General features: G+C 60.6%; 25 protein-coding genes and 1 pseudogene. 15 read left to right on the top strand and 11 right to left on the bottom strand.

Translation table 11 applies throughout. The features are described from left to right. Nucleotides 1-199: 199 nt before the first annotated feature. Complete coding sequence (gene mtnA, locus V7747_RS12770; RefSeq protein WP_335616522.1) at nt 200-1,282, bottom strand: S-methyl-5-thioribose-1-phosphate isomerase; 1,083 nt, start codon at nt 1,280-1,282, stop codon at nt 200-202. Between the two features lie 142 nt (nt 1,283-1,424). On the opposite strand from mtnA, the gene V7747_RS12775 reads away from it, so the two are divergent. The 5 genes from V7747_RS12775 (at nt 1,425) to V7747_RS12795 (ending at nt 5,998) form a co-directional block, all read left to right on the top strand. Next, nucleotides 1,425-2,765, top strand: a complete 1,341-nt coding sequence (locus tag V7747_RS12775; RefSeq protein ID WP_335616408.1) for a TRZ/ATZ family hydrolase — start codon at nt 1,425-1,427, stop codon at nt 2,763-2,765. Beyond that, nucleotides 2,755-3,462 carry a bifunctional 2-polyprenyl-6-hydroxyphenol methylase/3-demethylubiquinol 3-O-methyltransferase UbiG gene (gene ubiG / locus V7747_RS12780; protein WP_335616409.1) on the top strand — a complete coding sequence of 236 codons (708 nt, stop codon included), beginning with the start codon at nt 2,755-2,757 and terminating at the stop codon, nt 3,460-3,462. Before V7747_RS12775 ends, ubiG begins: the two co-directional genes overlap by 11 nt. After that, the gene (locus tag V7747_RS12785; protein ID WP_335616410.1) at nt 3,462-4,142 is read left to right on the top strand and encodes an HAD family hydrolase; all 681 of its coding nucleotides are present in this window, start codon (nt 3,462-3,464) and stop codon (nt 4,140-4,142) included. The genes ubiG and V7747_RS12785 overlap by 1 nt, the downstream gene beginning before the upstream one ends. After that, nucleotides 4,135-4,875: a YciK family oxidoreductase gene (locus V7747_RS12790; protein ID WP_335616411.1), complete on the top strand. Its 741-nt coding sequence runs from the start codon at nt 4,135-4,137 to the stop codon at nt 4,873-4,875. The genes V7747_RS12785 and V7747_RS12790 overlap by 8 nt, the downstream gene beginning before the upstream one ends. A gap of 181 nt (nt 4,876-5,056) precedes the next feature. Continuing rightward, nucleotides 5,057-5,998: a GGDEF domain-containing protein gene (locus V7747_RS12795; protein ID WP_335616412.1), complete on the top strand. Its 942-nt coding sequence runs from the start codon at nt 5,057-5,059 to the stop codon at nt 5,996-5,998. Nucleotides 5,999-6,077: 79 nt separating this feature from the next. Here the strand turns inward: V7747_RS12795 and rluB are convergent. From rluB to V7747_RS12825, 6 genes and pseudogenes are all read right to left on the bottom strand, one after another. Beyond that, a pseudogene (gene rluB / locus V7747_RS12800) lies at nt 6,078-6,953 on the bottom strand (23S rRNA pseudouridine(2605) synthase RluB); the annotation flags it as partial. A gap of 70 nt (nt 6,954-7,023) precedes the next feature. Further along, nucleotides 7,024-7,812 carry an SMC-Scp complex subunit ScpB gene (gene scpB / locus V7747_RS12805; protein WP_442909255.1) on the bottom strand — a complete coding sequence of 263 codons (789 nt, stop codon included), beginning with the start codon at nt 7,810-7,812 and terminating at the stop codon, nt 7,024-7,026. Continuing rightward, on the bottom strand, nt 7,787-8,563 hold the full coding sequence (locus tag V7747_RS12810) for a segregation and condensation protein A (RefSeq protein ID WP_335616523.1): 777 nt from the start codon (nt 8,561-8,563) through the stop codon (nt 7,787-7,789). The genes scpB and V7747_RS12810 overlap by 26 nt, the downstream gene beginning before the upstream one ends. A gap of 114 nt (nt 8,564-8,677) precedes the next feature. After that, on the bottom strand, nt 8,678-9,895 hold the full coding sequence (locus tag V7747_RS12815) for a tryptophan--tRNA ligase (RefSeq protein WP_335609306.1): 1,218 nt from the start codon (nt 9,893-9,895) through the stop codon (nt 8,678-8,680). 85 nt (nt 9,896-9,980) lie between these two features. Continuing rightward, entirely contained in the window at nt 9,981-10,628 is a 648-nt protein-coding gene (locus V7747_RS12820; protein WP_335616414.1) for an L-threonylcarbamoyladenylate synthase, read from the bottom strand. 57 nt (nt 10,629-10,685) lie between these two features. Further along, nucleotides 10,686-11,540: a PHP domain-containing protein gene (locus tag V7747_RS12825; protein WP_335616415.1), complete on the bottom strand. Its 855-nt coding sequence runs from the start codon at nt 11,538-11,540 to the stop codon at nt 10,686-10,688. A gap of 158 nt (nt 11,541-11,698) precedes the next feature. On the opposite strand from V7747_RS12825, the gene V7747_RS12830 reads away from it, so the two are divergent. The 5 genes from V7747_RS12830 (at nt 11,699) to V7747_RS12850 (ending at nt 14,939) form a co-directional block, all read left to right on the top strand. Beyond that, nucleotides 11,699-12,001, top strand: coding sequence for a YciI family protein (locus V7747_RS12830; RefSeq protein WP_335616416.1), 303 nt, complete (start codon nt 11,699-11,701; stop codon nt 11,999-12,001). 15 nt (nt 12,002-12,016) lie between these two features. After that, nucleotides 12,017-12,433 (top strand): hypothetical protein, encoded by a 417-nt coding sequence (locus tag V7747_RS12835; RefSeq protein ID WP_335616417.1) that lies wholly within the window; start codon nt 12,017-12,019, stop codon nt 12,431-12,433. Continuing rightward, nucleotides 12,421-13,113, top strand: coding sequence for a response regulator transcription factor (locus V7747_RS12840; protein ID WP_335616418.1), 693 nt, complete (start codon nt 12,421-12,423; stop codon nt 13,111-13,113). The genes V7747_RS12835 and V7747_RS12840 overlap by 13 nt, the downstream gene beginning before the upstream one ends. Nucleotides 13,114-13,254: 141 nt before the next feature. Then, nucleotides 13,255-13,590, top strand: coding sequence for a Spy/CpxP family protein refolding chaperone (locus tag V7747_RS12845; RefSeq protein ID WP_335616419.1), 336 nt, complete (start codon nt 13,255-13,257; stop codon nt 13,588-13,590). 23 nt (nt 13,591-13,613) lie between these two features. After that, entirely contained in the window at nt 13,614-14,939 is a 1,326-nt protein-coding gene (locus tag V7747_RS12850) for a HAMP domain-containing sensor histidine kinase (RefSeq protein ID WP_335616420.1), read from the top strand. A gap of 33 nt (nt 14,940-14,972) precedes the next feature. Here V7747_RS12850 and V7747_RS12855 read toward each other — a convergent pair whose 3' ends face one another. Further along, nucleotides 14,973-15,545, bottom strand: a complete 573-nt coding sequence (locus V7747_RS12855; RefSeq protein ID WP_335616421.1) for a nitroreductase family protein — start codon at nt 15,543-15,545, stop codon at nt 14,973-14,975. Continuing rightward, a complete protein-coding gene (locus tag V7747_RS12860) occupies nt 15,545-16,597 on the bottom strand; it encodes an AraC family transcriptional regulator (RefSeq protein WP_335616422.1) in 1,053 nt (350 codons plus the stop codon). Before V7747_RS12860 ends, V7747_RS12855 begins: the two co-directional genes overlap by 1 nt. Before the next feature lie 215 nt (nt 16,598-16,812). Here V7747_RS12860 and V7747_RS12865 point away from each other — a divergent pair, with 215 nt between their 5' ends. The 3 genes from V7747_RS12865 (at nt 16,813) to V7747_RS12875 (ending at nt 19,332) form a co-directional block, all read left to right on the top strand. Next, nucleotides 16,813-17,142 (top strand): DUF962 domain-containing protein, encoded by a 330-nt coding sequence (locus V7747_RS12865; protein WP_335616423.1) that lies wholly within the window; start codon nt 16,813-16,815, stop codon nt 17,140-17,142. 105 nt (nt 17,143-17,247) lie between these two features. Then, nucleotides 17,248-17,820 carry an HD domain-containing protein gene (locus V7747_RS12870; protein ID WP_335616424.1) on the top strand — a complete coding sequence of 191 codons (573 nt, stop codon included), beginning with the start codon at nt 17,248-17,250 and terminating at the stop codon, nt 17,818-17,820. A gap of 132 nt (nt 17,821-17,952) precedes the next feature. Then, the gene (locus V7747_RS12875) at nt 17,953-19,332 is read left to right on the top strand and encodes an adenylate/guanylate cyclase domain-containing protein (RefSeq protein WP_335616425.1); all 1,380 of its coding nucleotides are present in this window, start codon (nt 17,953-17,955) and stop codon (nt 19,330-19,332) included. 28 nt (nt 19,333-19,360) lie between these two features. Here the strand turns inward: V7747_RS12875 and V7747_RS12880 are convergent, their stop codons facing one another. Beyond that, nucleotides 19,361-20,185 (bottom strand): UDP-2,3-diacylglucosamine diphosphatase, encoded by an 825-nt coding sequence (locus tag V7747_RS12880; RefSeq protein WP_335616426.1) that lies wholly within the window; start codon nt 20,183-20,185, stop codon nt 19,361-19,363. A 165-nt stretch (nt 20,186-20,350) separates the two neighbouring features. On the opposite strand from V7747_RS12880, the gene V7747_RS12885 reads away from it, so the two are divergent. Beyond that, the gene (locus V7747_RS12885; RefSeq protein WP_335616427.1) at nt 20,351-22,537 is read left to right on the top strand and encodes a patatin-like phospholipase family protein; all 2,187 of its coding nucleotides are present in this window, start codon (nt 20,351-20,353) and stop codon (nt 22,535-22,537) included. A 51-nt stretch (nt 22,538-22,588) separates the two neighbouring features. Here the strand turns inward: V7747_RS12885 and recQ are convergent, their stop codons facing one another. Next, on the bottom strand, nt 22,589-24,727 hold the full coding sequence (gene recQ / locus V7747_RS12890) for a DNA helicase RecQ (RefSeq protein WP_335616428.1): 2,139 nt from the start codon (nt 24,725-24,727) through the stop codon (nt 22,589-22,591). A gap of 120 nt (nt 24,728-24,847) precedes the next feature. Here recQ and V7747_RS12895 point away from each other — a divergent pair, with 120 nt between their 5' ends. Next, a complete protein-coding gene (locus V7747_RS12895) occupies nt 24,848-25,438 on the top strand; it encodes a YecA/YgfB family protein (protein ID WP_335616429.1) in 591 nt (196 codons plus the stop codon). Nucleotides 25,439-25,473 lie beyond the last annotated feature (35 nt).

Raw genomic sequence — 25,473 nt, forward strand, 5'->3', positions numbered from 1 at the left:
CAATAGCATTATTCAAGCGCACAAGGTGGAAGGCAGCGCCCGCCCGCGAAGGCGGCAGCGATTTGTCTACGACACCGCGCTATCCGCCCGATCAAAGCCGCACAGGATACCACAGACAGGACATGGGAGGGAGCATTAAGCAGAGGGCGAAAAGGCCCCTGAGAGGCGCTCAGGGGCCAGCAGAGGCATTTGGGTTATCTCAGTGCAGTCGTCGGCGACTGACCAGGTCTGCCAATTTTTTCTCGTCCGGTCGCTCGACCACACCCTTCTCGGTGACGATCACATCAATCAGGTCGGCCGGCGTGACATCAAACACCGGATTACTGACTGGCGTACCGGTATCGATGTTGCGCTCACCCAACTGCAACAACTCACGACTGGAGCGCTCCTCCAGCGGCAGATCGTCACCTACCTCCAGCTCCACGTCGAGGCAGGAGCTGGAAGCCACCACCATAAACCGCAGACCATGGTGCATGGCCAGTACCGCCAAGGCATAGGTGCCAATCTTGCAAATCGCATCACCGTTGGCCGCGATGCGATCAGCCGCGACCACCACCCAATTGATGTCTTCACTTTTCATCAGGTGCGCGGCGGCGCTGTCGATATGTAATTGTGCCGGCACGCCGGCCTGTGCCAGCTCCCACGCCGTCAAGCGCGAGCCCTGCAACAACGGCCGGGTTTCGCTGATGTACACCCGTTCCACCAGGCCCGCCTCATGCGCGGCGATTACTACGCCAAGCGCAGTGCCGCAGCCACCACTGGCCAAAGCACCATCATTGGAGTGCAGCATGATCCGTTGCGGCTTCTTGTGCCGCCGCCCGATCACCTGCACGCCAAGCCGCGCCATACTGCGATTGCCTTCGCGATCACTTTCGTGCACTGCAATGGCCGCTTGCAGCAAGCGCGCCGGCACGTCCTGTTGCAGGCTCGGCTTACGCAGGGTTTCACGCATAATGCCCAGCGCCCAAGTCAGGCTAATGGCCGTTGACTGCGCGCCCTCCAACAACTCGAAATCTGCCGCCAGCGCGGCGCCCCAATCTTCACTCGTCCCTATGGCCTGCGCCGCCAGGACGATGCCATAGGCTGCAGCAATCCCGATCGCCGGACCACCGCGCACCGTCATACTGGCGATAGCCTCTGCTACTTCCGGCGCCGAGCTACATTCGCAGTAGGCTATTCGATCCGGCAGCCTGCGTTGGTCCAGCAGGCGCAGGCGGCGGTTACTCAACCATTCAATGGATTCAAGCGAAACTTGCTCACCACTCAGTGTTTTGGACTGCAACATAGCGAGCTCTCCTTATTTTGATCTGACTGCCTGGACCTTCTCCCGCCGCTGCGCTGCGGCGCGTTTGCCGCATTTAATCCCCTGCACGCCCCTCCCACCTAAGGTTATACTCGCGACCATGAAACAAGGCGAACTCGATATGACTACCCTACCCGACGAACTCGACCTGCTGCTGGTCCCGCGCTGGATAGTGCCGGTCGTGCCGCGCGGGCTGGTACTGGAACACCACGCGCTGGCAGTGCACCAAGGCCGCATTGTCGCTCTCCTGCCGGCCGAGCAGACCGCCGACCTAAAGGTTCGCGAACGCCGAGAATTGCCGGATCACCTGCTGATCCCCGGACTGGTCAACGCCCATGGTCATGCCGCGATGAGCCTGTTCCGCGGCTTGGCCGACGATCTGCCACTGATGACCTGGCTTACTGATCATATATGGCCAGCCGAAGGCCGCTGGGTCAATGCCGATTTTGTGCGCCTGGGAACAGAGCTGGCGATTGCCGAGATGCTGCGCGGCGGCACCACCTGTTTTTCCGACATGTATTTCTACCCGGAAGTGGCTGCCACCGCCGCAACAGAGGCCGGCATCCGCGCGCAACTGGCGTTCCCGGTGATCGATAACCCGATACCTGGCGCAAAGGACAGCGCAGAAGCCATCGCCAAGGGTCTGAAACTGCATGATGAAACCCGCCACAACCCGCTGATCAGCGTTGCTTTCGGCCCCCACGCACCTTACACCGTGAGCGATGAAACCCTGACCCGGGTGCGTACTCTGGCCGATGAACTCGATCTGCCGATCCACATGCATATTCATGAAACCGCCTTTGAAGTCGAAGAGGCGGAGCGTCTGACCGGCCAACGCCCGCTGCAGCGCCTGCAACAACTCGGCCTGCTCAGCCCACGACTGCAGGCCGTGCATGTCACCCAGATAAACGACGACGATCTCAAGCTGCTGAGCGAATACGGCGTGCAGGTTATTCACTGCCCCGAATCCAACATGAAACTGGCCAGCGGCGCCACGCCGGTACAACAGCTACTCAATCAGCAAGTCAACGTTGCCTTGGGCACCGACGGCGCTGCCAGCAACAACGATCTGGATATGCTCGGCGAGATGCGTACCGCAGCCCTGCTGGCCAAGCTGACAGCCGGCGAGCCAACCGCGCTGGACGCCCACGCGGCACTGCACATGGCCACCCTGGGGGGGGCGCAGGCATTGGGGTTAAGCGATGAGATCGGCTCCCTGGAAGTGGGTAAAGCGGCCGACCTGACCGCTATCGATCTATCAGGTCTGGCTCAACAACCGATCTACCACCCGGTTTCACAACTACTTTACGCCTGCAATGCAGCCCAGGTGTCCGACGTCTGGGTTGCCGGCAAACCGAAACTCCGCGCAGGGAAACTCTGCTCTCTGGATACCGGTCCGATGTTGCAGCAGGCCACTGAACTGGCCACACGCATTCGCAAAGGGGATACACATGAGTCTTAACGTCGATCGGGCAGAAATCGCCAAGTTCGAAGCACTCGCCAGCCGTTGGTGGGATCGCAACAGTGAGTTCAAGCCGTTGCATGAAATCAATCCGCTGCGTACTAACTGGATCGACGAGCGTGCGTCACTGGCAGGCAAGGAGGTACTTGATGTGGGTTGTGGCGGCGGCATCCTGGCCGAAGCCATGGCACAGCGCGGCGCAACAGTCACCGGCATAGACATGGGCGAAGCGCCGCTGTCTGTGGCGCGATTGCACCAGTTGGAATCCGGCGTAGCCGTAACCTACGAGCAAAGCACCGCAGAGGAGTTTGCCGAGCAGCATGCCGGCCGCTTTGACGTCGTTACCTGCCTGGAAATGCTCGAACACGTACCCGACCCAAGCTCAGTAATTCGCGCCTGCGCCAAATTGGTCAAGCCCGGTGGCCATGTGTTCTTTTCAACCATCAATCGCAATCCCAAGTCCTTCCTGTTCGCCATCGTTGGTGCCGAATACGTGCTGCGCATGTTGCCGCGCGGCACCCACGAATTCGCCAAGTTCATCCGTCCCGCCGAGCTGGGGGGCTGGTCTCGCGAAGCTGGCTTGAACCTGCTCGACATGATCGGCCTGACCTTCAACCCGATCACCAAAACCTACAAGCTGGAAGCCAACGTCGACGTCAACTACATGATTCACTGCCAGCGCGGAGCCGATGCCTGATGCTGAACAGTGTCCTGTTCGATCTGGACGGCACTCTGCTGGATACTGTCGACGACTTCATGGGCATCATAGAAGCCATGCTGCGCGAGCACGGCCGCCCGGAGATCGATACCAGTCTGGTGCGCAGCCAGGTATCCGACGGCTCCGTTGGCATGCTGTGCACCGCCTTTGCCATGCGCCCTGATGAAGACGGTTTTGACGCCTTGCGTGACGATTTTCTGCAGCGCTACGCCCGCCAGCTGGGCGGCCAGACCCGGCCCTTCCCGGGCATCAGCGAGCTGCTCGACTGGCTGGACGACGAAGGTCTGCCCTGGGGTGTGGTGACCAACAAGATGAGTCGTTTCAGCATTCCGCTGATTGACGCCATGGGTTTGGGCGAGCGCTGCCGCACATTGGTTTGCCCTGATCAGGTCACCCACGGCAAACCGCATGCCGAGCCCGTACTCAAGGCGTGTGCCGAACTGGGCGTGGACCCACGGGGCTGCGTCTTTGTCGGCGACCACCTGCGCGACATTCAGGCCGGCAAAGCCGCAGGCACCGCCACCGTCGCCGCGTTGTATGGCTATATACCGGCCGGCGACGATCCCGCCACTTGGAACGCCACCCACAGCATCAAGAATGCCGCCGCACTTCGCCCCTGGCTGGAAGCGCGGCGCGCCGAGGAGAGATCACATGTTTGACTACACAGCCCCCGCCAACCTGCTCAAGGATCGCGTCATTTTGATTACCGGCGCCGGCGATGGCATCGGCCGTGCCTGCGCTCTGAGCTGTGCCGCCCACGGCGCGACCGTCGTGCTGGTCGGCCGCACCCTGAGCAAGCTGGAAGCGGTTTACGACGAAATCGAAGCTGCCGGCCACCCGCGCCCCGCGCTGTGCCCCTTGAACCTGGAAACAGCACTCGAGAAAGACTACGAGGATCTCGCCGACCAGTTATTTGACACCTTCGGCAAGCTGGATGGTCTGGTCCACAACGCGGCGGAACTCGGCCCACGCACGCTGATGGACACGGTCAAGGCCGACGCCTGGCTGAAGGTCATGCAGGTCAACGTAAACGCCCCCTTTCTGCTGACCAAGACCATGATGCCACTGCTGCGAGCTGCCCCCGATGCCTCGGTGGTATTGCTCTCATCCAGCGTCGGGCGCAAGGGCCGCGCCTACTGGGGGCCCTACGCGGTCAGCAAGTTTGCCGTGGAAGGTCTGATGCAGACGCTGGCAGACGAGCAGGACGGCACCAGCGAGATTCGCGTCAACAGTTTGAACCCCGGCGCTACCCGCACCAAGATGCGGGCCAAGGCTTATCCCAACGAGCCCGCAGAGAACAACCCGGAACCCAGCGCCATCATGCCGGCCTTTCTCTACCTGCTCGGTTCTGACAGCCGAGGCACCAACGGCCAGGCGCTGGACGCGCAATAGTCGGTTTTTTGTCACTCAGCCCCCAGGAGCGGCAACACCTACTGCCGGGGCGGCAATTTTTTGCCGCCTCGCTGCCACCACCTCTCACAAGAACTTCACAAGCCATTGAAATAAATACATTTTAAATACTGGCACATTGCTTGCTTCGTATCCTGCATAAGACCCTATATCAGGATTCGCCATGATGCATGTGCAGGGAAACACCATCGACTTCGATACCGCCCGCCTGAAGCTTGATCAGAGCACAAAAAGCGCCAGCACGCGCCGCAAACTGGCCAAGCAAGGCAGTCAGTTCGAGACTGTACAACGGCAGCTGCTGCACAATCTGCAAACCACGCTTGAAGTGGGTCAGGTACTGAGCCTGTTCCACAAAGGGCTGCAGGAGCTGTTGCAGGTTGATGCTCTGGAATACAAGAACAACGCCGACCCTAGCCCCATTCAGGTAGGCCAACCTGCCCTGCACCGCTGTAGCTATCGCATCTCACACGCTGGTAACTATCTGGGAGAGCTGCAATTCAGCCGCCAGCAACGCTTCGCCGAAAACGAACTGCTGGCAATCGAAACCCTGCTGGGCACCCTGCTGTTTCCGCTGCGCAATGCGCTCATGTACCGCGAGGCGCTGCGCGACGCACTGAACGACAGCCTGACCGGTACCAGCAACCGCTTGGCACTGAACCAGAATCTGGAGCGCGACATCCGGCAAAGCCATCGCAGTCAGCAGCCACTCTCCTTGCTGGTACTGGACATCGATCATTTCAAGCAGGTCAATGATCGCTATGGTCATGCCTATGGCGACGCGGCTCTCAAGGCCGTGGCCAACTGCGTTACGGAGTCGCTGCGATCAGTGGACGGGCTTTATCGTCTGGGCGGAGAGGAGTTTGTTGTGCTGCTGAACAGTACATCGCTTGGCGCCGGTCGCATGGTGGCCGAGCGTATTCGCAAGTCGGTCGAAAATATGCAATTCGAGCTGGACGGCCAACCGATCCCCCTCACCGTCAGCCTTGGGCTCGCCACTCTGCGCGCCGAAGATAACGCCAGCAGCCTGATTAACCGCGGCGACCAGCTTATGTACGATGCCAAGCGCCAGGGCCGTAATCGGGTTTGTATCGAAGCCGCGCAATAAGCGAAAAAAGGGCCCTGCGGTTAAACACCGCAGGGCCCTTTCTCATACCTGTTGCAGCAATCGCTCAGCGCCCCTTGGGCACCTTGGTTCGGCGCGGCTGACGTGCCTGGTGCATCGACGGCTTGCGCGCCAGACGCTGCTGCTTTTCCTTCTCGCTGGCTTTCATCGCCGGCAGCGCAATGGGTTCAAGGCCAACTTCCTGACTCAGGGCGTCCAGCTCGTTCTGCTTGAGTTCGCGCCAGCGGCCAACCGGCAACTCGGGACCAAGGAACACCGGTCCGAAACGCACGCGCTTGAGACGGTTTACGCGCAGCCCCTGGGATTCCCACAGGCGGCGTACCTCGCGGTTACGACCTTCCAGCAGGCAAACATGGAACCAGCGATTGATGCCCTCGCCACCCGAGGCAACCACATCGGTAAACTTGGCCGGGCCGTCTTCCAGCATGACGCCTTCTTTCAGGCGCTCGATCATTTCATCCTCAACCTCGCCCATCACGCGCACCGCGTATTCGCGGTCCATCTGATAGGAAGGATGCATCAGGCGGTTGGCCAGCTCACCGTCGGTGGTGAACAGCAGCAGCCCGGTGGTGTTGATATCGAGACGGCCGACGTTGATCCAGCGACCCTGTTTGAGGCGCGGCAGGCGATCAAAGACGGTGGGACGGCCTTCCGGGTCATCGCGGGTGCAGACTTCGCCTTCGGGCTTGTTGTAGAGCATGACGCGACGCACGACTTCGGTATTCAGGTCGCGCTTGAGAGGACGGCCGTCGACGCTGATCTGGTCGAGACTGTCGACCCGGCAGCCGAGTTCTGCAACATTGCCGTTGACGCTGACACGGCCGGCGGAAATCCAGCCTTCGACCTCGCGGCGCGAACCCAAGCCCATGCGGGCCAAGACTTTCTGCAGTTTTTCGCCAGCGGCGGGGATGGTTGGGGATTCGTTTGACTCTGTCATGCGGGCACCTCCCGGTGTAGGAATGTATCAAGGCCGCGAAGAATAGCACCAGCGCGGCTCGCCAGCCAGTTCACTCGTCCGAAGAGTCTGTCTCGTCACCAGCATCGCCTACTGAGCGGACCGACAGGTCCGAGACCGGCAGGTCATCAAAATCGCTCTTCAGGTTGGCTTCCATCGCGTTCAGCTCATCCAGTAAATGCCGGAAGCCGCCTTCCCCCTGCGCGGCCTCAAGCGGCTTGAGCGGTTCAACAGGCATCCAAGGGGTATCCACGTCTTCCGCCGCATCCACACCTTCGTCGTGCAGCTGGAGCTGTGGCTCCAGGTCATCAAGATCGCGAATAGCGGCCAGCGGCGGCAGCTCATTGAGGCTGCGCAGGTTGAAATAGTCGAGAAACTGCCGGGTAGTGGCGTACATCGCCGGGCGACCCGGCACATCACGGTGGCCGACGATGCGTACCCACTCGCGCTCAAGTAGTGTTTTCACAATCTGGCTGCTGACCGCCACGCCGCGAATATCCTCGATTTCGCCGCGCGTGATCGGCTGCCGGTAGGCCACCAGCGCCAGGGTCTCCAGCAACGCGCGCGAGTAGCGCTGCGGGCGCTCCTCCCACAGACGGCTGACCCAGGGCGTGTAGGCCTCACGAACCTGCAGGCGCCACCCGCTGGCAATCTCCTTCAGCTCAATCGCCCGTTTGGCATAGTGCTTTTCGAGCTTGGCCAGCGCCTTGCGCAAGTCCTCATTGCCCGGCAGCTTGTCCTCATCAAAGAGCTCACGCAGCCTGTCGAGCGACAAGGGACGCCCGGCCGCCAGCAAGGCCGCTTCCAGAATGTGTTCAATCGGTGGCTGACTCATCCTCACCTCTCGCCTTGACGTGAATGGGCGCAAAGGGCTCGCTCTGCACCAGTTCAACCAGTTGTTCCTTGATCAGCTCGAGCACCGCCATGAAGGTTACTACCACGCCCAGTTTGCCCTCGCTGGCACTGAACAGGCTGACAAAGGGCACAAAGTGGCCGGCCTTGAGGCGATCCAGTACCTCAGCCATGCGTTCGCGGGTGGAGAGCGCCTCACGAGTTACCTGATGACTTTCAAACATGTCGGCCCGGCGCAGCACCTCAGACAGTGCGAGCAGCATCTCCTGCATGTCGACCTCGGGGTGCGGCTTACGCGACGGGTATTCCGGCACCTCGACCTGCGCCTGCTGGAAGTCTCTGCCTTCACGCGGCAGGCCATCGATATCTTCCGCAGCTTTCTTGAAGCGTTCGTACTCCTGCAGACGGCGAATCAACTCAGCCCGCGGATCGTGCTCTTCGTCCTCTTCCAGTTCTGGGCGTGGCAGCAGCAGCCGTGACTTGATCTCTGCCAGCATGGCCGCCATCACCAGATACTCCGCCGCCAACTCGAGTCGTACGACCTTCATCAGTTCGACATAGCCCATGTACTGGCGGGTAATTTCCGCGACCGGGATATCCAGAATATCGATGTTCTGTTTGCGAATAAGGTAAAGCAACAGGTCAAGCGGACCTTCAAAGGCTTCGAGAAAGACCTCGAGCGCTTCGGGCGGAATGTAAAGGTCCTGGGGCATCTCCGTGTATTTCTGCCCGTAGACCATGGCAAAGGGCAGTTCCTGCTGGCCGCCGCCACCCAGCGCCAGGGGTTTGGCGGGGCGAATGGCGGATTCAGCCTCTGGGCCGACCGCTGCGTCCTGCGGCTGGTCAGCCATGCATCATTGCCGGTAGTGCAGGCCCATGGCCTGGCGCACTTCGATCAGGGTGTCGCGCGCCGCTTCGCGGGCTCGCTCGGTACCTTCATTGAGAATCAGGCGGACCGCATCGGGATTGGCTTCATATTCGCGCGCACGCTGCTGCATGGGCGCCAGCTCGCTGCTGATGGCATCGATAATGGGCTTCTTGCAGTCGATACAACCAATGCCGGCGCTGCGGCAGCCTTCCTGTACCCAATCGTGGGTGGCTTTATCGGTATACACCTGATGCAGCTGATACACCGGGCACTTGTCGGGATTGCCGGGATCGGTACGGCGTACGCGGGCCGGGTCGGTCGGCATGCGGCGAACCTTCTCCGACACTTCATCAGTGGTGTCGCGCAGAGTAATGGTGTTGCCGTAAGACTTGGACATCTTCTGGCCGTCCAGGCCCGGCATCTTGGAGTCCGGCGTCAGCAGCGCCTGGGGCTCGGGCAGGATCACCTTGCCGCCGCCTTCCAGATAACCGAACAACCGCTCCTTGTCGCCCAGGGTAATGTTCTGTTGTTCTTTCAGCAGCGCCCGCGCGGTTTCCAGCGCATCGGCGTCGCCCTGCTCCTGATACGCCTTGCGCAGGTTGTTGTAGAGCTTGGCGGCCTTCTTGCCCATCTTGTGCACGGCGGCCTCGGCCTTTTCTTCAAAGCCCGGCTCCTTGCCGTACAGATGGTTGAAGCGGCGGGCCACTTCGCGGGTGATTTCGACGTGCGCCACCTGGTCGGCACCAACCGGTACCTGGCCGGCACGGTAAATCAGGATGTCGGCACTTTGCAGCAGCGGATAGCCGAGAAAGCCATAAGTGGCGAGGTCTCTGTCCTTGAGCTTTTCCTGCTGATCCTTGTAGGTGGGTACACGCTCCAGCCAACTGACCGGGGTCATCATCGACAGCAACAGGTGCAACTCGGCATGCTCGGGCACCTGCGACTGGATAAACAGGGTGGACGAATTACCACTGACGCCGGCGGCCAGCCAGTCGATCAACATGTCCCAGACGCTCTGTTCGATGTCCTGCGGATTCTCGTAGTGGGTGGTCAGCGCGTGCCAGTCGGCGGCGAAGAAGAAGCATTCGAACTCGTGCTGCAGCTTGACCCAATTTTTCAGCACGCCGTGATAATGACCCAGATGCAAACGCCCGGTGGGGCGCATGCCTGACAAAACCCGGCGCTGCGAATCAACAGAACTCAAGGGGAACTCCTGAACAGTAATATGGCTGTGATGTGTAATCTGTCGGCGATTATACCGATATTGCCGGCTACGTCAGCGTTCGCGCTCAGCCTTCGTGCAGCTCGCGGCGCGAGACGCCAAAAGGTTCGGGATCGCCCAGACCTTCACGCATCACCTCCACCTCGCCATTGAGCAGGCTGATCACCGTGGTCGGCTCCACCGTGCAGGCGCCACCGTCGATGATCAGATCAAGCTGCTTGCCGAGCAGATCGCGAATGCGCTCAGGGTCGGTCAGCGGCAGGTTATCGCTGGGCAGCATCAGGGTCACGCTCATCAGCGGCTCACCCAATGCCTCCAGCAGGTCCAGGGTGATCTGGTGATCGGGAATGCGCAGCCCGACAGTGCGCCGCTTGGGATGCAGCATCAGCCGCGGCACCTCAGTCGTGGCATTGAGAATAAAGGTATAGGCGCCAGGCGTATTAGCCTTGAGCAGGCGGAACATGCTGTTGTCGACTTTGGCATACAGCGCCAGCTCCGAGAGATCGCGGCACACCAGAGTAAAGTTGTGCTTATCGTCCAGCTGACGCAGACGGCGAATCCGCTCTAACCCGTCCTTGTTACCCAACCGACAGCCCAATGCATAGGCCGAGTCAGTCGGGTAGGCAACCACGCCGCCCTGCAAAATGATGTCGGCGGCCTGACGCACCAAACGCGCCTGGGGATTGGCCGGATGTACTTGAAAAAACTGGCTCATGGAAAAACGCTACCCTCTGTCGTGGTGCTTGGGGAAATGCTGCTAGTTAGTGTCAGTCTAGCCGGTGAACAACCGATCCTCCCAGACCGGCTGACAGTCGGGCGGCATGGCCGTCATCACACCGAGCCCGGTCCAGGGCGAGTCAGGCGTATGAAAATCGCTGCCAGAGCTGGCCAGAAAGCCGAACTCGACACACAACTTGCCCAGATAGGCCACCTGATCCACCGGCTGTTTGCCATTGGCCACTTCAATGCCGCGCCCACCCGCCGCGGCGAACTCACGCAGCAGTGCACGAAGCTTGCTGCGGGTCAGACCGTAGTGCCAGGGATGCGCCACCACCGCCATGCCACCGGCACTGCGGATCTGCTGCACCACCTCCGGCAAGGTAGGCCAATGCTGCTTGATGTCACCCAACTTGCCTGCACCCAGCCATTTGCGAAACGCTTCGCCACGGTCGGCAACGTAACCGGCACTGACCATCCAGTCAGCGAAGTGCGGCCGCCCCGGTGGCTGACCCACATCACCGCCGGCGGCCTGCTGAGCCGCTACCGCGCCGTCGTAGGCCCCGGGCATCCGCTTACCTTCCAGGCGTTTACTGATCTGCTCTGCGCGCCGCCAACGACCATCGCGAACATCGGCCAGCGCCCGGACCATAACCTGGTGGTGCGGATCAAAGCCGTAGCCAAGAATATGCAACGTATGGCCGTGCCACTGCGCCGACATCTCTACGCCACTGACCCAGCGCATAGCCAAGTCGCGTGCGGTCTCCGACGCCGCTGCCAGGCCGTCAACGCAGTCATGGTCGGTCAGCGCAATCAACTCTACCCCGGCGGCACTGGCGCGACGCATCAATTCGGCGGGGTCCAGCGCGCCGTCAGAGGCGGTACTGTGCATGTGCAGATCGGCTAACAAATGGCTCTCCTTCCAGTGCAGCGCTTGACGGGACAGCGCGTGTTTCGCCTATTATGCCGCCTAAGCCTGTCCAGCACCTAAACGGCTGTGATGCTGCCCGAATACCTGATTCGGGCATGCCGGCACCCTACACATAACCACCGACCCAAGGAAGTGCGATGTTCTACGCCATCATGGCTACCGATAAAGCCGACAGCCTGAGCAATCGCCTGGCCGCCCGCCCAGACCACTTGGCTCGACTGCAGACCCTGCAGGACGCGGGCCGTCTGCTGCTGGCGGGGCCACACCCGGCCATCGATGCCGCCGATCCGGGCAGTGCTGGCTTTACCGGGAGCCTGGTGGTCGCCGAGTTTGCCTCCCTGGAGCAGGCGCAGGCCTGGGCTGACGCAGACCCCTACGTCGCCGCCGGTGTGTATCAGCAAGTCACGGTAAAACCTTTCAAACGCGTATTTCCGGCCTAATCAAGGATGTTTTTCATGTTCAGACATGCCGCCTACCCTGCCCTGCTGCTCAGCGCGGCCCTGCTTGCCGGCACTGCCGTGGCGCAGGAGACACCTGCCACAGCCCAGCCCGCGGCCGACCCGGCAACCGCCACCCAGCAGCATGACCTGGGCACCCTGCAGGCGGAACTGGCCAAGGTTGAAGCCGAACGCCAGCGCCTTGCCGACCAGTTGGCCGGCAGCGGACAAAGCGAAGAGCTGCAAGCACTGCAGGACGAAAACCAGCAATTGCGCAATGCCAATCAGGCTGAGCGCCTCAGCGCGCAGAGCAAGCTGGTGCAGCAGCGCCAGCAATGGTTTCTGATCGGCGGCCTGACCGTCGCGGTAAGCCTGCTATTGGGCTTCATGCTGGCCAAGGGTGGTCGACGCAAGCGTAACGAATGGCTGAACTGATGCCGCACCCGGTCCTGATCATCGATGATGATCAGGAACTCTGCGAGCTCCTGAGCGACTGGCTGGCGGTTGAAGGCTTCAGCCTGACCGCAGCACACGACGGCCCCAGTGGCCTGCAAACTGCCACCGAGGGCGACTTCGTGGCCATCATCCTCGACGTCATGCTGCCGGGCATGAACGGGCTGGAAATCCTGCGCCAACTGCGCCAGAGCTGTCAGACGCCACTATTGATGCTCAGCGCCCGCGGCGAGCCGGTAGATCGCATTCTGGGGCTGGAACTGGGTGCGGATGATTACCTCGCAAAACCTTGTGATCCACGCGAACTGGTCGCGCGTCTGCGCGCCTTGCTACGTCGCAGTCAGCCTGTCGCCCCCGATAGCAACCAGCTGCAGGCCGGCAGCTTGAGACTCAACGTCGACAGCCTACTGACTTGGCTCAACGACCAGCCATTGCAACTGACACAAAGCGAGGCGCTGATTCTGCGTACCCTGATGGAGCAACCGGGGCAACTGGTCGACCGCCAGACCCTGTCGCGCGTTGCGCTGGGCAAAGCGCTCGGCAGCTATGATCGCAGCCTGGACATGCACATCAGTAATCTACGGCGCAAACTCGGCCCGCATCCCGAGGGCCATCCGCGTATTCAGTCAATTCGCGGCAGGGGCTATCTGTTCAGCCCTTGAGTCCACACGCCCCCGCCTGACAAAGCCCAGTTCGGTCTTTACACAATCTTTACTCTCCCACGGCTACCCCTGACACAGCACTCCCTAAACTCTGTAGCCAATGACCGGATAAGCCGGCCAGATCGAAACCGGAGAATCATCATGAAAAAGATCCTACTCGCGACTACCCTGCTTATCGCCACCACCCTGTCTGGCGCCTTGCTGGCCGAAGTCGGCCCGGGTGACCGCCACGAACGCGGCATGGAGCGCATGGCCAAAGAGCTGTCGCTGACTACCGAGCAGCAAGCGCAGCTGCGTCAGATCCACGAAGAACAAGGCGCTAAACTGCGAGCATTGCGTGAAGAAGGCAAGGCACGCATGGACGCCATACTCACCGCCGAGCAGCGCGAGAAGGCTGAAAGCCTGCGCGAGGAGCGTCGCGAACGCATGGGTGACCGTCGCGAACATCGTGACGGCCCGCCCTGCGAAAAGAAATAATCACGCGCTGAGGGTATAAATTGATGCGTCTGTTCTGGAAAGTCTTCGCCGTACTCTGGCTTGCCACCTTGCTGGTGGGCGGCTCGGGCTTTCTGGTCAGTCGCGCATTGCAACAGGACTGGCTGCTGCTACAGCTGAACCCACAGTTGCGTGATTTTGCCGCGCAGTTGACCAGCCGGTATGAGACCGAAGGTGCCGCAGCCGCCCAGGCCTGGCTTGAACAACAGCGGCGCCAGTACCGCATCCGTGCGCGGCTATTCGACTCCAACGCAACCAGCCTGCTACCCGGCACACTGCCGCGATTGCCACGGTTCGGCCCGCCACCCGACTCTGCTTCACGCCATCCGCCCCCACCACCGCGCGGGCGCCTGTTGCAACTCAGCTGGCAAACCGACCAGCAGGACTACCTGATAACTCTGCATATAGCTCGGCCCAACTTGTGGGACGCCGAGCAGGCGCCCATCGGCCTGGTGCTCAACATTGCCCTGGGCATGGGATTACTGGCCTTGCTCAGCCTGCTGCTCAGCCGTTACCTGACTGCGCCCCTGCGCCAACTGGGGCTGGCAGCGCAATCGCTGGGGCACGGCCGCTTTGAAGGTGCGGCACTGGCTCGCATCAACCAGCGGCGTGACGAAATCGGCGCTCTCTCTCGCCAGTTCGGGCTGATGGCCGAGCAGGTACAGAACCTGCTGGATAGCCAGCAGCAACTGATGCGCGACATTTCCCATGAACTGCGCTCGCCATTGGCCAGACTACGCATCGGCCTGGCGCTGGGCAGTCAGCGTGATATGGCGGCAGACGCTGCACTCTGGCAACGCCTGGACCGTGAGTGCGACCGACTGGACCGTCTGATTGATGCCATTCTCACCCTCAGCCGTCTGGACAGCGAGGCCGACCCGGCGCAGACCTTTGCCCTCGACCCGCTATTGGCCCGAGTGGTCGAAGACGCGCAGTTTGCCACGCCAGAGCTGACCATAAAGCTGCAGGGCACCAGCGATCTGGAGCTGCGCGGATGGCCGGAACAACTGGCCAGCGCCTTCGACAACCTGCTGCGTAACGCGCAGCGGTTCAGCCCGCCAGCGGGGCACATTCGACTGAACGTAGAGCCTGCCGGCACCCACTGGGAAATCAGCATCGAAGATGAAGGGCCCGGCGTAGCGGAGCCTTGGCTCGGCAGACTGAGCGAGCCCTTCGTGCGCGTTCCAGGGCAGCCAGCCGACAGTGGCTACGGACTGGGGCTGACCATTGCCGCCCGCGCCATTGCACGGCACAACGGTAGTCTGCGATTCAGCCGCGCACCGCAGGGCGGCTTGCGCGCAGTCATCCAACTGCCCAGGAAACAGGACTGAAGCGCGGGAACGTGCGCCGTTAATCTTTCAGCCTTAGGCTTGCGGCGGCCAAGGCTGAAAAAAATCGTCGACATTCAACTGCGGCACCTGCTTGCGCTCACCGGCGGGGTGTCCGATATACAGGAACGCGATGATCTGCTCGTTATCGGCCATACCCAACCCGCGCTTGACCAAGGGATGGTAAGCCAAGGCACCGGTGCGCCATACAGCGCCCAAGCCCAGTGCGTGAGCGGCCAACAGCATATTGCTGACCGCCGCGCCACAGGCCAGATCCTGCTCAATGGTCGGGACCTTGGGATGCTCCTGATGACAACTGATGGCGACGATCAATAGCGGTGCGCGCAGCGGCAAGCCCTGAAACCGTGCCAAGGTATCTGCTGACAGATCCGGCGTATCAGCCAATGCCGCCCGGCCGAAGAGTTCACCAAGGGCTTCAAGCTGCTCGCCCTGCATGACGAGAAAACGCCAAGGCCGCAGATAGGCATGATCCGGAGCCCGTAGCGCCGCCTGGAAAATGGTCTCTTGTTGTTCCAGTGTGGGTGCCGGGCCGGTCAGGCGCGGGACCGACACCCGTTGATGCAACACGCTGATGGCGTCTACTGGCATTATTCCTCCGCTGTGCTCGATTGCTCACCGGGCTGCGCGTTCTGCAGCACCTGCTCACGATACTGGCCCGGAGGGAGACCAAACCAGCGCTTGAACGCCCGGAAAAAGTTGCTGGGGTCGGCAAAGCCGAGCATGCAGGCAATCTCAAAGAGCGTGAGTTGCGGTTGACCAAGATACTGCAACGCCAGTTCCCGCCGGGTCTTTTCTAGCAACTGTTGAAAGCTGATGCCCTCTTCCTGCAGACGACGCTGCAAGGTCCGGGTGCTGACTTTCATGGCGTTGGCCACCGCTTGCCGCTTGGGCTCACCCTGCGGCAGCAAGCGACACAGCACCTGCCGCGCCTGATGGGTAACCGGGTCGGATTCGAAACGAGCCAGGTAGTCGCCAGCAAACCGATCATGCAGCTGCGCCAACATATCATTGGCCGAAGCCAGCGGCGCCTCCATTACCTCACGCGACAACGCCAGATTGTAGGTAGGCGCAGCAAAACTCAGCGGGCAGTCAAACAGCTCGGCATAAGGGCTGATATCGCTCGGCTCGGGGATGGCAAAACTGGCATGCAGAGGTCGGATATGCTCTGCCGTCATCCAGCGACAGAAAGCCAGGGCGTAGGCCATAGCGGCCTCATGGCTCTGCGGTGGCGCGGGTAGCCGGTCCCCATGGATAGAAAAGGTAATGCGGTAGCACCCCGGCTCCACGCTCAACGCCAGATCGGCGGCTTCGGCCAGAATCCGCTGGTAGCGAATCACGCGACCAAAGCCCTCGAGCAGCGTGCGACTCGACATCATCGCATAGCCCACCACGCTGAAATGGCCAGGACGCAAGGTCTGCGCCATGCTCAAACCAATCGCCGAGTTGTTTGACACTGCCACTGCACGTTGCCACAACCGGGTCATATTATCCTGTGGAATACGACCATCGGGATCCGCAATCACAGCCGGATCGATACCCAGTTCATCGAACAGGGCGGCGGCGTTCACGCCGCGACCCTCCAGCGCCTGCGCGATGGCTCTGGCCCAGCCAGCAGATGTAGTCCGTTCAGCGTGCTCCATGTTTTCTCGCAACAGGTTTGTCTATTCGACCTATGGGTCAGAGGGTGTTTCGGAGGCCGATCATAGAACAAAGTGACCTCCAAGATAAAATCGCCGCCAACAGATAGCTATCTGGCGCGCACGGCCATGGCCGACTGCGCAGCCTTCACTATAGTGAGAGGGCGAAAAGCACCATTCCCCTGCTGAATCGTTACTCCCAATCCCAAGGAGGCCCCATGCCGACCCCCTCGCAAGACACAGCGGCGCCTCGCTTCAACAACTTCGCCGAATTCTATCCCTATTACCTGAGCGAACATCGCGACGACCGTTGCCGCCGTCTGCATTACATCGGCAGCACGCTGGTTCTGCTGATCGTGGCCTACGCGTTGTTCAACCAAGCCTGGTGGTGGCTGCTCGCCGTTCCGCTGGCCGGTTATGGCTTTGCCTGGGTCGGCCACTTCTTTTTCGAACACAACAAGCCGGCTACCTTTACCTACCCTTTTTATAGCCTGCTCGGTGACTGGGTCATGCTGCGCGATGCGCTAACTGGACGCATCCGCTTCTAAAAGTTGCGTCGGGCCGACTGTCAGCAACGCGACAGTCAGCTGCCCAGCGCAAGACTATGATGCGCCTACAGCCTGACCCAAAACCAAAACAAGAGGAGATCAATCATGGGTGAGCAACGTGCACAGTTTCGCGCCATGCAAGAAGGTACCGCCGAGGATTGGGGCATCATCGCCGATCACTACCGGCCCTTCGCCAAGGAACTGCCTGATCGTATCATCGCCCACCTGTTGCTGCTGGATGGCGATTTTGGCGGTTTTCCGATCGACCGCCTGCAACATTCGCTGCAAACCGCGACGCGCGCGCACCGCGATGGCCGCGATGAAGAATACGTTGTCTGCGCGCTATTGCATGACATCGGTGACACCTTGGGCAGCTATAACCACCCCGACGTAGCCGCAGCTATCCTCAAGCCCTTTGTCAGCGAAGAAAATCTGTGGATGGTTGAAAAGCACGGTATCTTCCAGGGCTATTACTTTTTCCATCACCTGGGCATGGATCGCCACTTGCGCGACCAGTTCAAGGATCACCCGCTATATCAGTACACAGCCGAGTTCTGCGCCAAGTATGACGCGCCCGCCTTTGATGCTGACTATGAGACCGAACCACTGGCATTTTTTGAGCCTATGCTGCGACGGGTTTTCGCCAGGCCGCGCAACACGGTGTACAAAACCGAGTAATCAGCCCGCCCCGCATTCGGGCAAGCTTGGTGTTCCCCCCGGATGCATACTCATATTATGATCAGACAGCGAGATGATCTGGCTGGCGTTCGCCAGCCAGGCGCCTTACCAGGCTCTGGAAACTGACTGATCATGACCGTAAAAAGCCGCATAAAGCCCGTCAGACCGCCACTGGAAGGCTACTACTCCAGGGTGATAGCGTACCTGTGTGTGGCGGTGACTTTTGCGGCCTTATTAGTTGAAAATGGACACACCGCCACCGCACTGGGCACCATCCTCTACGCCTTGGCCTACCCCCAATTGGCGCAGCACCTGCCCAAGTGGCTGCTCAACCATAAACAGATTCCCCGCCGCCTGATTCTGCTTGCGCTGGACGCCGTGCATACCGGTGTATTTGTCGCACTGCTGGGCTTCAATTACGTGCCCAGCCTGATTTTTCTCCTGTTGCTCGGCTTCTCCTGCCTGATCGCCGGCGGCCCCACCTATCTAATGGCAGGCTGGCTGCTGGCCATTGCAGGCATTTTGCTCGGCGCCGCTGCCTTCACGCCCGAGGTCAGCCTGCACAGCTCCGTACTGGTCAGCGTGGTGAGCCTGGTCAGCGGCGGCCTGTGTATCCTTATCACCGCGGCCTTCGTTCATCGCCAGGGCCGCAACCTAGAGGCGGCACAATCGCTGATCAGTGCAGAGCAGGAGAAAACCGCCAGGTTGGCTGCCAATCTCTCCAAGTACCTCTCACCACAGGTCTGGGAGTCGATATTTTCAGGCAAGCGCACGGTCAAGCTAGAAACCCGCCGCAAGAAGCTGACCGTGTTTTTCTCCGACATTCGCGGATTCACCGAGCTGGCCGAGGAGCTGGAAGCCGAAGCGCTGACCGATCTGCTGAACAGTTATCTGACGGAGATGTCGCGCATTGCGCTGCAGTACGGCGGCACCATCGACAAGTTCATCGGCGATTGCGTCATGGTGTTCTTTGGCGATCCGAAAAGCAGCGGCGCCAAGCAGGATGCTGAAGCGGCGGTCTCCATGGCCATCGCCATGCGCAAACACATGAAGGTTCTGCGTCAGCAATGGCGTAGCCGCGGTATAACCAAGCCGCTGGAAATTCGCATGGGGCTGAGTACCGGCTATTGCACCGTAGGCAACTTCGGCGCGGCTACCCGGATGGATTACACCATCATTGGCCGCGAAGTAAACCTGGCCAGCCGGCTGGAAAGCGCGGCTGATGCGGGGGAAATCCTCATCTCCCACGAAACCTACTCGCTGATCAAGGACATCATCATGTGCCGCGACAAGGGCCAGATCAGCGTCAAGGGCTTTGCCCGGCCGGTACAGATCTATCAGGTGGTGGGTCTACGCCGTGAACTGGGGATCGCACCGACTTTTGTCGAGCATGAGCTGTCGGGCTTCTCGATGTACTTGGACACCAACACCATTCGCAATTACGACAAGGACGAAATCATCAAAGCCCTGGAGCAGGCTGCACGCCGCCTGAAAGACAAGGTCATCGTCTGACTGCCGGCGTGTAACGCGGAGACAGCGCTTACCCTGTCGCCGCCTGCCCTTTCATGGCCACCGCCTCAGCCACGATGTCCGGCACCGCTGCATCGTTCCAGCGATAGAGTTCAATGCGGCCGTCCTGATGCTCGATCAGCGCCGTGCACGACTCCACCCAATCACCGCAATTGTGGTACTCGATGCCCTTCACATCGCGGATCTCGGCGTGATGGATATGCCCGCATACCACCCCGTCGTAACCACGCTTGATGCATTCATGGGCAATCCCGTCCTCAAAATCGCTGATAAAGTTGACTGCTTTCTTCACCCGCTGCTTGAGGTAAGCCGACAACGACCAGTAGCCGTAGCCAAACCGGCTGCGCCAATGGTTGTACCAGCGATTGAGCACCAGGCTGAACTCGTAGGCATGGTCGCCCAGAAAGGCCAGCCAGCGGTGACAGCGGGTAATCACATCAAACTGGTCACCGTGAATGACCAGCAGCTTGCGCCCGTCTGCGGTGGTGTGTACCGCCTCGTCAACCAGTTCGATATTGCCCAACTGCAGCGTCGAGTAGCGCCGTAGAAACTCGTCATGGTTACCGGTAACGTAGGTCACCCGGGTGCCGCGCTTGCTCATGGTGAGCACTCTACGCACCACATTGGTATGGGCCTGGGGCCAATAAATGCCTTTGCGCAGGCGCCAGCCGTCAATAATGTCACCGACCAGGTACAGGTGCTCGCACTCGTAGGACTTGAGAAAGGTGGCGAGTTTATCGGCCTGACAGCCCCGCGTTCCGAGATGCAGGTCTGAAATCCACAGGGTTTTGACCCGCTGCTTTTTTTCCACTGGCAACGACACTGCTGTGTTCATACGCCTGTCTCCTCTGGAAGATGCAGTCAGGCTACGTGGCCCCCATGACCCCCATGTGGCAAAAAGATGTCTCTGAGATGACAGCCACCCACCAGTTTGCGCACCGCAGCCAAGGCGGCGTTCGTATACAATGTCGGCTTTTGATCATTGCTCTCTGTCGTCTGGATGCCACGCATGCTGAAACGAGCTCTTGTGCTGCTGTTGCTCACCCTCTCTGGCTGGTCCTGCGCCGAACCCTTGCGCACGGGCCTGGTGCTTTCCGGCGGCGGCGCCCGCGGGCTGGCGCACATCGGCGTACTCAAACAGCTGGAAGAGATGAATATCCCTATTGATGCGATCGCCGGTACCAGTATGGGAGCCGTGATTGGCGGCTTGTATGCCGCCGGCTACAGTGCAGAGGAACTGGAGAAAATCGCCAGGGAGCTGGATTGGGAAAACACCCTGGCCGATGCACCGCTGCGCGAAGACATTCCCTTTCGGCGCAAACAGGATGATCGCGACTTCCTGGTCAAACAAAGGCTGAGCTTCGACCATGGCAAACTCAGCTTCCCACTAGGCCTGCTGCAAGGTCAGAATCTGGGCTTGCAGCTGGAAAGCCTGCTGGTACACACCAATGAAATAGACGACTTCAACAAACTGCCGATTCCGTTTCGCGCTGTCGCCACAGACATCGCCACCGGCGAGGCCGTAGTGTTCGATCACGGCCACCTGCCGCTGGCCATTCGGGCCAGCCTGGCGCTGCCGGGCTTCTTCGCCCCGGTCGAGGTCGACGGCCGCCTGCTGGTCGACGGCGTGCTGTCGAAGAACCTACCCATCGACGTAGCCCGCGCCATGGGCGTAGATCGCGTCATTGTGGTCGACATCGGTACACCACTGAAATCCACTGGTGAGCTGAAAACCGTTCTCGACATCATGGACCAGACCACTACCCTGCTGACCCGCGTTAACTCCGAGAAGCAGCTGGCCACTCTGGGGCCGCATGATCTGCTGCTGCAACCACAATTGGGCGACATGGGCTTCAACAGTTTCGACGAGATTGCCGCAGCCATTGATGCCGGCGCAGCCGCCCTGCGCACCTCGAATGCGGCCTTGTCCTTCGTCAATCCAGCGCAGCAACCAACCGGCGGCAACCTCGCCTCTGCCCGCCCGCAACGCCAGGCGGTGATCGACGCCATCGAGGTAGACAACAGCGGCAAGGTGGCCGACGAAGTGGTGTTGGGCATGATTCGTCAGCCCATCGGCGAACCACTGAATCTGGAACGCCTGCAGACCGATATGGGCACCGTTTATGGTACCGACTACTTCAGCCGCGTCACCTACGAGGTAGTGCATGAAGACGGTCGCAACACGCTGCTGATCCATACAGCCGGGCGACGCACCGGCACCGACTACCTGCGGCTTGGGCTGAATCTGGTCGATGACTTCGAAGGCGGCAGCCAATACAACATTGGCGCCAGCTTCCGTGTGAACGGCCTCAACCCGCTCGGCGCTGAGTGGCTGACCCGCGCGCAGATCGGCTCGCACCAGATCCTCTACTCCGAGTTCTACCAGCCGCTGGACTATGGCTCGCGCTACTTCATCGCCCCCTTTATTGATGGCGAAGCGGTCAACGTCGAGGTCCTGCAAGACAACGAACCGGTGGTGGATTACCGCCAGCAGCGCTATGGCACCGGCATAAACCTGGGCCGCCAGATCGCCAATACCGGCGAAGTGCGTTTCGGCGTTTCGCGCTACTGGGGCGAATCCAAGGTACGCGTAGGTGACCCCGAGACACCGAGCATCAGTTTCGAAGAAGCCTTTTACGGGATCGAGTTCAACCGCGACACACTGGATAACGTCAACTTTCCACACTCCGGCGACGAAGCGCAGGTCAAGTGGCGGCAGTCCGAGCCCGACCTGGGCGCCGACGAGCGCTACCGGCAACTGGAAATCAAGGCCAATAAGGCCTTTGGTTTCGGCCTCAACAGCATGCAGGTCGGCGCCTTCATGGGGCGCACCGACAGCGACGTCAATGTAGCGCAAAGCAGCTTTATTCTTGGCGGCCCCGGGCTGTTCTCCGGTTATCGCCAGGATGGTCTGGCCGGGCAGAACTATGATCTGGGCCGACTGGTTTACTACCGCCGCCTGAACCCCAGTTACTTCGACATCCTCAGCATGCCGCTGTATCTGGGCACCAGTCTGGAATATGGCCGGGTCTATAACCGCGGTGAGGATGCCTTTGATACCGGCTATTTCGCCGCCGGCAGTCTGCTGCTCGGGCTGGACACTTTCCTTGGCCCGCTATTCTTTGGTCTGGGAGCTAACGAGGAAGGCCAAGAAGCGCTTTATATGAAGCTAGGACAGACGTTCTGAGGGACGCTACAGCCGCGCGTTTTGCCAGGCACCAGGCCCGTTAACGCCGAATCAACCACTGATCTCGGCCACCAGCGCGGCACGGATGCAGTGCAGAATACCTTCATCCACGTTCTCATCGAGTTCACGCGCCAGGGTGCGTACCCCTGGCAGGTCCTCACCGTCGTGATTGAGAAAGGCATCCTGGATACGTTCCAGTTGCGCCGGACCAATATCAATTGCCTGCTCCAGCGTCAGGCTGCCGGTGGCGATGGCCTGCGCCAACTGTCCATAGACCTGGCGCAATGGCTTGCCCAACTGCAGCGCAACCTGCTCCGCGCTCATACCCGAGAGCACTAGCGCGTTGACCTCGTGGGCCTGCGCCTGCTGATCCTGCTCGACCGCCGCGTCGGCGCCGCCAGACTGCTGCAGCACCTGCAGGAAGTCTGCGCCGTAGCGTTCCAGCTTGTGCGCGCCGATACCGCTGACCAGCCCCATATCTTGCAGGTTTGCCGGGCGCTGGCGCAGCATGTCGACCAGGGTGCTGTCGGGGAAAATCACGTAAGGCGGCACACCGTGCGCATCCGCCAGCTGCTTGCGCCGTGCGCGCAGCGCTTCCCACAGCTCGCGGTCGGCATCGGCGATAACCGCCTTATTACCGGTTTTGCCCATAGGCGCGCTGCTGCGCGTAATGTCCTTGCGCAGCAACAGGGTTTCTTCGCCGCGCAATAGCGGCCGGCAACTATCAGACAGTCGCAGGCTGCCGAAGCCGTCGAGGTCGATCTCGACCAGGGCGCGGGCAATCAACTGACGAAACACCGAGCGCCACTCATTTTCCGCCAGCGACTTGCCGATGCCGTAGGTAGACAGATGCTGATGACCGGCGGTACGAATCTTCTCGTTGTCACGCCCCAGCAGAATATCAACCAGATGGCCCACGCCATAACGCTGACCGCTACGGTACACAGTCGACAAGGCCATCCGCGCCGGCTCGCTGCCATCCCAGGTCTCGACCGGTTCCTGGCAGTTGTCGCAATGGCCGCAGGGCTCGGCCAGCTCCTCACCGAAATACCCCAGCAGCGCCTGGCGCCGACAGCTGGTCATCTCACAGAGCGCCAGCATGGCATCCAGCTTGTGTCGCTCGATGCGCTTGTGACGCTCGTCGCCCTCGGAGTTAGCCATGATCTGGTTGAGCATCAGTACGTCCTGCAGACCGTAGGCCATCCAGGCATCCGCCGGCAGCCCATCACGGCCGCCCCGCCCGGTTTCCTGGTAATAGGCCTCGATGCTTTTCGGCAAGTCCAGGTGGGCGACAAAACGTACGTTGGATTTGTCGATGCCCATGCCGAAGGCGATGGTCGCTACCATGATCAGGCCTTCCTCGTTGAGAAAGCGCCGCTGATGCGTGGCCCGCAACTCAGGCGGCAGACCCGCGTGGTACGGCAACGCCGGCCAGCCTTGGTCACTTAGCCAGGCGGCGGTGTCTTCGACTTTCTTGCGCGACAGGCAATAGACAATGCCGGCATTACCCTTGTGGCCACGTAGAAACTGCTGCAACTGCTGGCGCGGTTTATCTTTGGGCACAATACGGTAGAAAATGTTCGGCCGATCAAAGCCGGAGATGAAGCAAGCCGCCGACTCCAGCTTCAGACGCTGGACGATCTCGCTTTGGGTACGCTCATCAGCGGTGGCCGTCAGCGCCATACGCGGCACGCCGGGGAACAGCTCTGCGAGCTGCCCCAACTGCAGATACTCCGGCCGGAAGTCATGGCCCCACTGCGATACACAGTGCGCCTCATCGATGGCAAACAGGGCAATATCCAGCGACTGCAGAAAGTTCAGGGTGCGCGGCTTGAGCAGCCGCTCGGGCGCCATATAAAGAAACTCCAACTCGCCACTGCGCATCTGGCGGGCAATTTCGCGCTGCTGGTCGTCGCTCAGGGTGGAATTCAGCGCCGCCGCGTTCAGGCCCAGTTCGGTCAGGGTCGCGACCTGATCTTCCATCAGCGCGATCAGTGGCGACACCACCACGGTGAGCCCCGCCCGCAGCAACCCCGGCACCTGATAGCACAGCGACTTACCGCCGCCAGTGGGCATCAGTACCAGCGCATCACCACCGGTGGCCACCTGATCGATGATATCGGCCTGTTGACCACGGAATTCACCGTAGCCAAAAACGTCACGCAGTTGTTGCAGGGCTTGCTCGCGCATGGGACTCCTTTGCAGGTTGGGCCAGTGGCGGGACCACCTTATCGGCCGCCGAGTATAACGTCTTTGGCAATTGTCCGGGGGCATGCGTAAAATGCCGGCATAACCAATGAGAGGTGTCCCATGTCATTCAATGATCAACTCCAGCGCCTAGAGCAATTCCTGGACGCCGATGACCTGCACGATGAAGCGCTGGACTACATGGCCGCCTGCGGCTATCTCGCGGCACTGTCCGTCAGTCCGGAAGAGGTGTCGAGCGAAGAGTGGCTGGCTGAATTGTTTGCCGAAACCCCCAACTACGCGGACGACCAGCAGCAGGCCGACATCGTCGGCACCCTGAAAGAGTTGAAGTCACGCATCGCCCGCGAGCTGGCCAGCGATGAAGATCTGGAGCTGCCCTGCGAGCTGAGCTTGGGTGATGAACCCGACTACTCAGACCTGCGCAGCTGGTGCATCGGCTTTATGGAAGGGGTCTTCCTGCGCGAGGAGGCCTGGTTCGAGAGCGACGAAGAGCTGGTCAGCGAGCTGCTGCTGCCCGTCATGGTCGGCTCCGGATTGTTTGCCGAGGAGCCGGAGTTCGCTGAAATCGACAAAGATCAGGACATGGTAGAAGACATGATGGAACACATTCCGGGGGTCCTGACCCAACTGTTCCTGCTGTTTCACGCGCCGGAAGAGAAACAGAAACCCGCGCTGACCTCGCCCCGCAAGTAACTCGCCCTACCCTCCGAGTGCGGCGCCGGGCTTGC

It is taken from the genome of Halopseudomonas sp. (genome assembly GCF_036960865.1).
Lineage (GTDB): Bacteria > Pseudomonadota > Gammaproteobacteria > Pseudomonadales > Pseudomonadaceae > Halopseudomonas.

Bases quoted from the DNA above. Each gene is read 5' to 3' on its own strand.
- V7747_RS12850 (WP_335616420.1), top strand. From the start codon at position 13,614: ATGCGTCTGTTCTGGAAAGTCTTCGCCGTACTCTGGCTTGCCACCTTG.
- V7747_RS12810 (WP_335616523.1), bottom strand. From the start codon at position 8,563: ATGGTCTACGGGCAGAAATACACGGAGATGCCCCAGGACCTTTACATT.
- V7747_RS12795 (WP_335616412.1), top strand. From the start codon at position 5,057: ATGATGCATGTGCAGGGAAACACCATCGACTTCGATACCGCCCGCCTG.
- V7747_RS12855 (WP_335616421.1), bottom strand. From the start codon at position 15,545: ATGCCAGTAGACGCCATCAGCGTGTTGCATCAACGGGTGTCGGTCCCG.
- V7747_RS12840 (WP_335616418.1), top strand. From the start codon at position 12,421: ATGGCTGAACTGATGCCGCACCCGGTCCTGATCATCGATGATGATCAG.
- V7747_RS12845 (WP_335616419.1), top strand. From the start codon at position 13,255: ATGAAAAAGATCCTACTCGCGACTACCCTGCTTATCGCCACCACCCTG.
- V7747_RS12865 (WP_335616423.1), top strand. From the start codon at position 16,813: ATGCCGACCCCCTCGCAAGACACAGCGGCGCCTCGCTTCAACAACTTC.
- recQ (WP_335616428.1), bottom strand. From the start codon at position 24,727: ATGCGCGAGCAAGCCCTGCAACAACTGCGTGACGTTTTTGGCTACGGT.
- V7747_RS12820 (WP_335616414.1), bottom strand. From the start codon at position 10,628: ATGAGCCAGTTTTTTCAAGTACATCCGGCCAATCCCCAGGCGCGTTTG.
- V7747_RS12860 (WP_335616422.1), bottom strand. From the start codon at position 16,597: ATGGAGCACGCTGAACGGACTACATCTGCTGGCTGGGCCAGAGCCATC.
- V7747_RS12785 (WP_335616410.1), top strand. From the start codon at position 3,462: ATGCTGAACAGTGTCCTGTTCGATCTGGACGGCACTCTGCTGGATACT.
- V7747_RS12790 (WP_335616411.1), top strand. From the start codon at position 4,135: ATGTTTGACTACACAGCCCCCGCCAACCTGCTCAAGGATCGCGTCATT.
- V7747_RS12895 (WP_335616429.1), top strand. From the start codon at position 24,848: ATGTCATTCAATGATCAACTCCAGCGCCTAGAGCAATTCCTGGACGCC.
- V7747_RS12870 (WP_335616424.1), top strand. From the start codon at position 17,248: ATGGGTGAGCAACGTGCACAGTTTCGCGCCATGCAAGAAGGTACCGCC.
- V7747_RS12830 (WP_335616416.1), top strand. From the start codon at position 11,699: ATGTTCTACGCCATCATGGCTACCGATAAAGCCGACAGCCTGAGCAAT.
- V7747_RS12880 (WP_335616426.1), bottom strand. From the start codon at position 20,185: ATGAACACAGCAGTGTCGTTGCCAGTGGAAAAAAAGCAGCGGGTCAAA.
- V7747_RS12835 (WP_335616417.1), top strand. From the start codon at position 12,017: ATGTTCAGACATGCCGCCTACCCTGCCCTGCTGCTCAGCGCGGCCCTG.
- V7747_RS12775 (WP_335616408.1), top strand. From the start codon at position 1,425: ATGACTACCCTACCCGACGAACTCGACCTGCTGCTGGTCCCGCGCTGG.
- V7747_RS12875 (WP_335616425.1), top strand. From the start codon at position 17,953: ATGACCGTAAAAAGCCGCATAAAGCCCGTCAGACCGCCACTGGAAGGC.
- V7747_RS12885 (WP_335616427.1), top strand. From the start codon at position 20,351: ATGCCACGCATGCTGAAACGAGCTCTTGTGCTGCTGTTGCTCACCCTC.
- ubiG (WP_335616409.1), top strand. From the start codon at position 2,755: ATGAGTCTTAACGTCGATCGGGCAGAAATCGCCAAGTTCGAAGCACTC.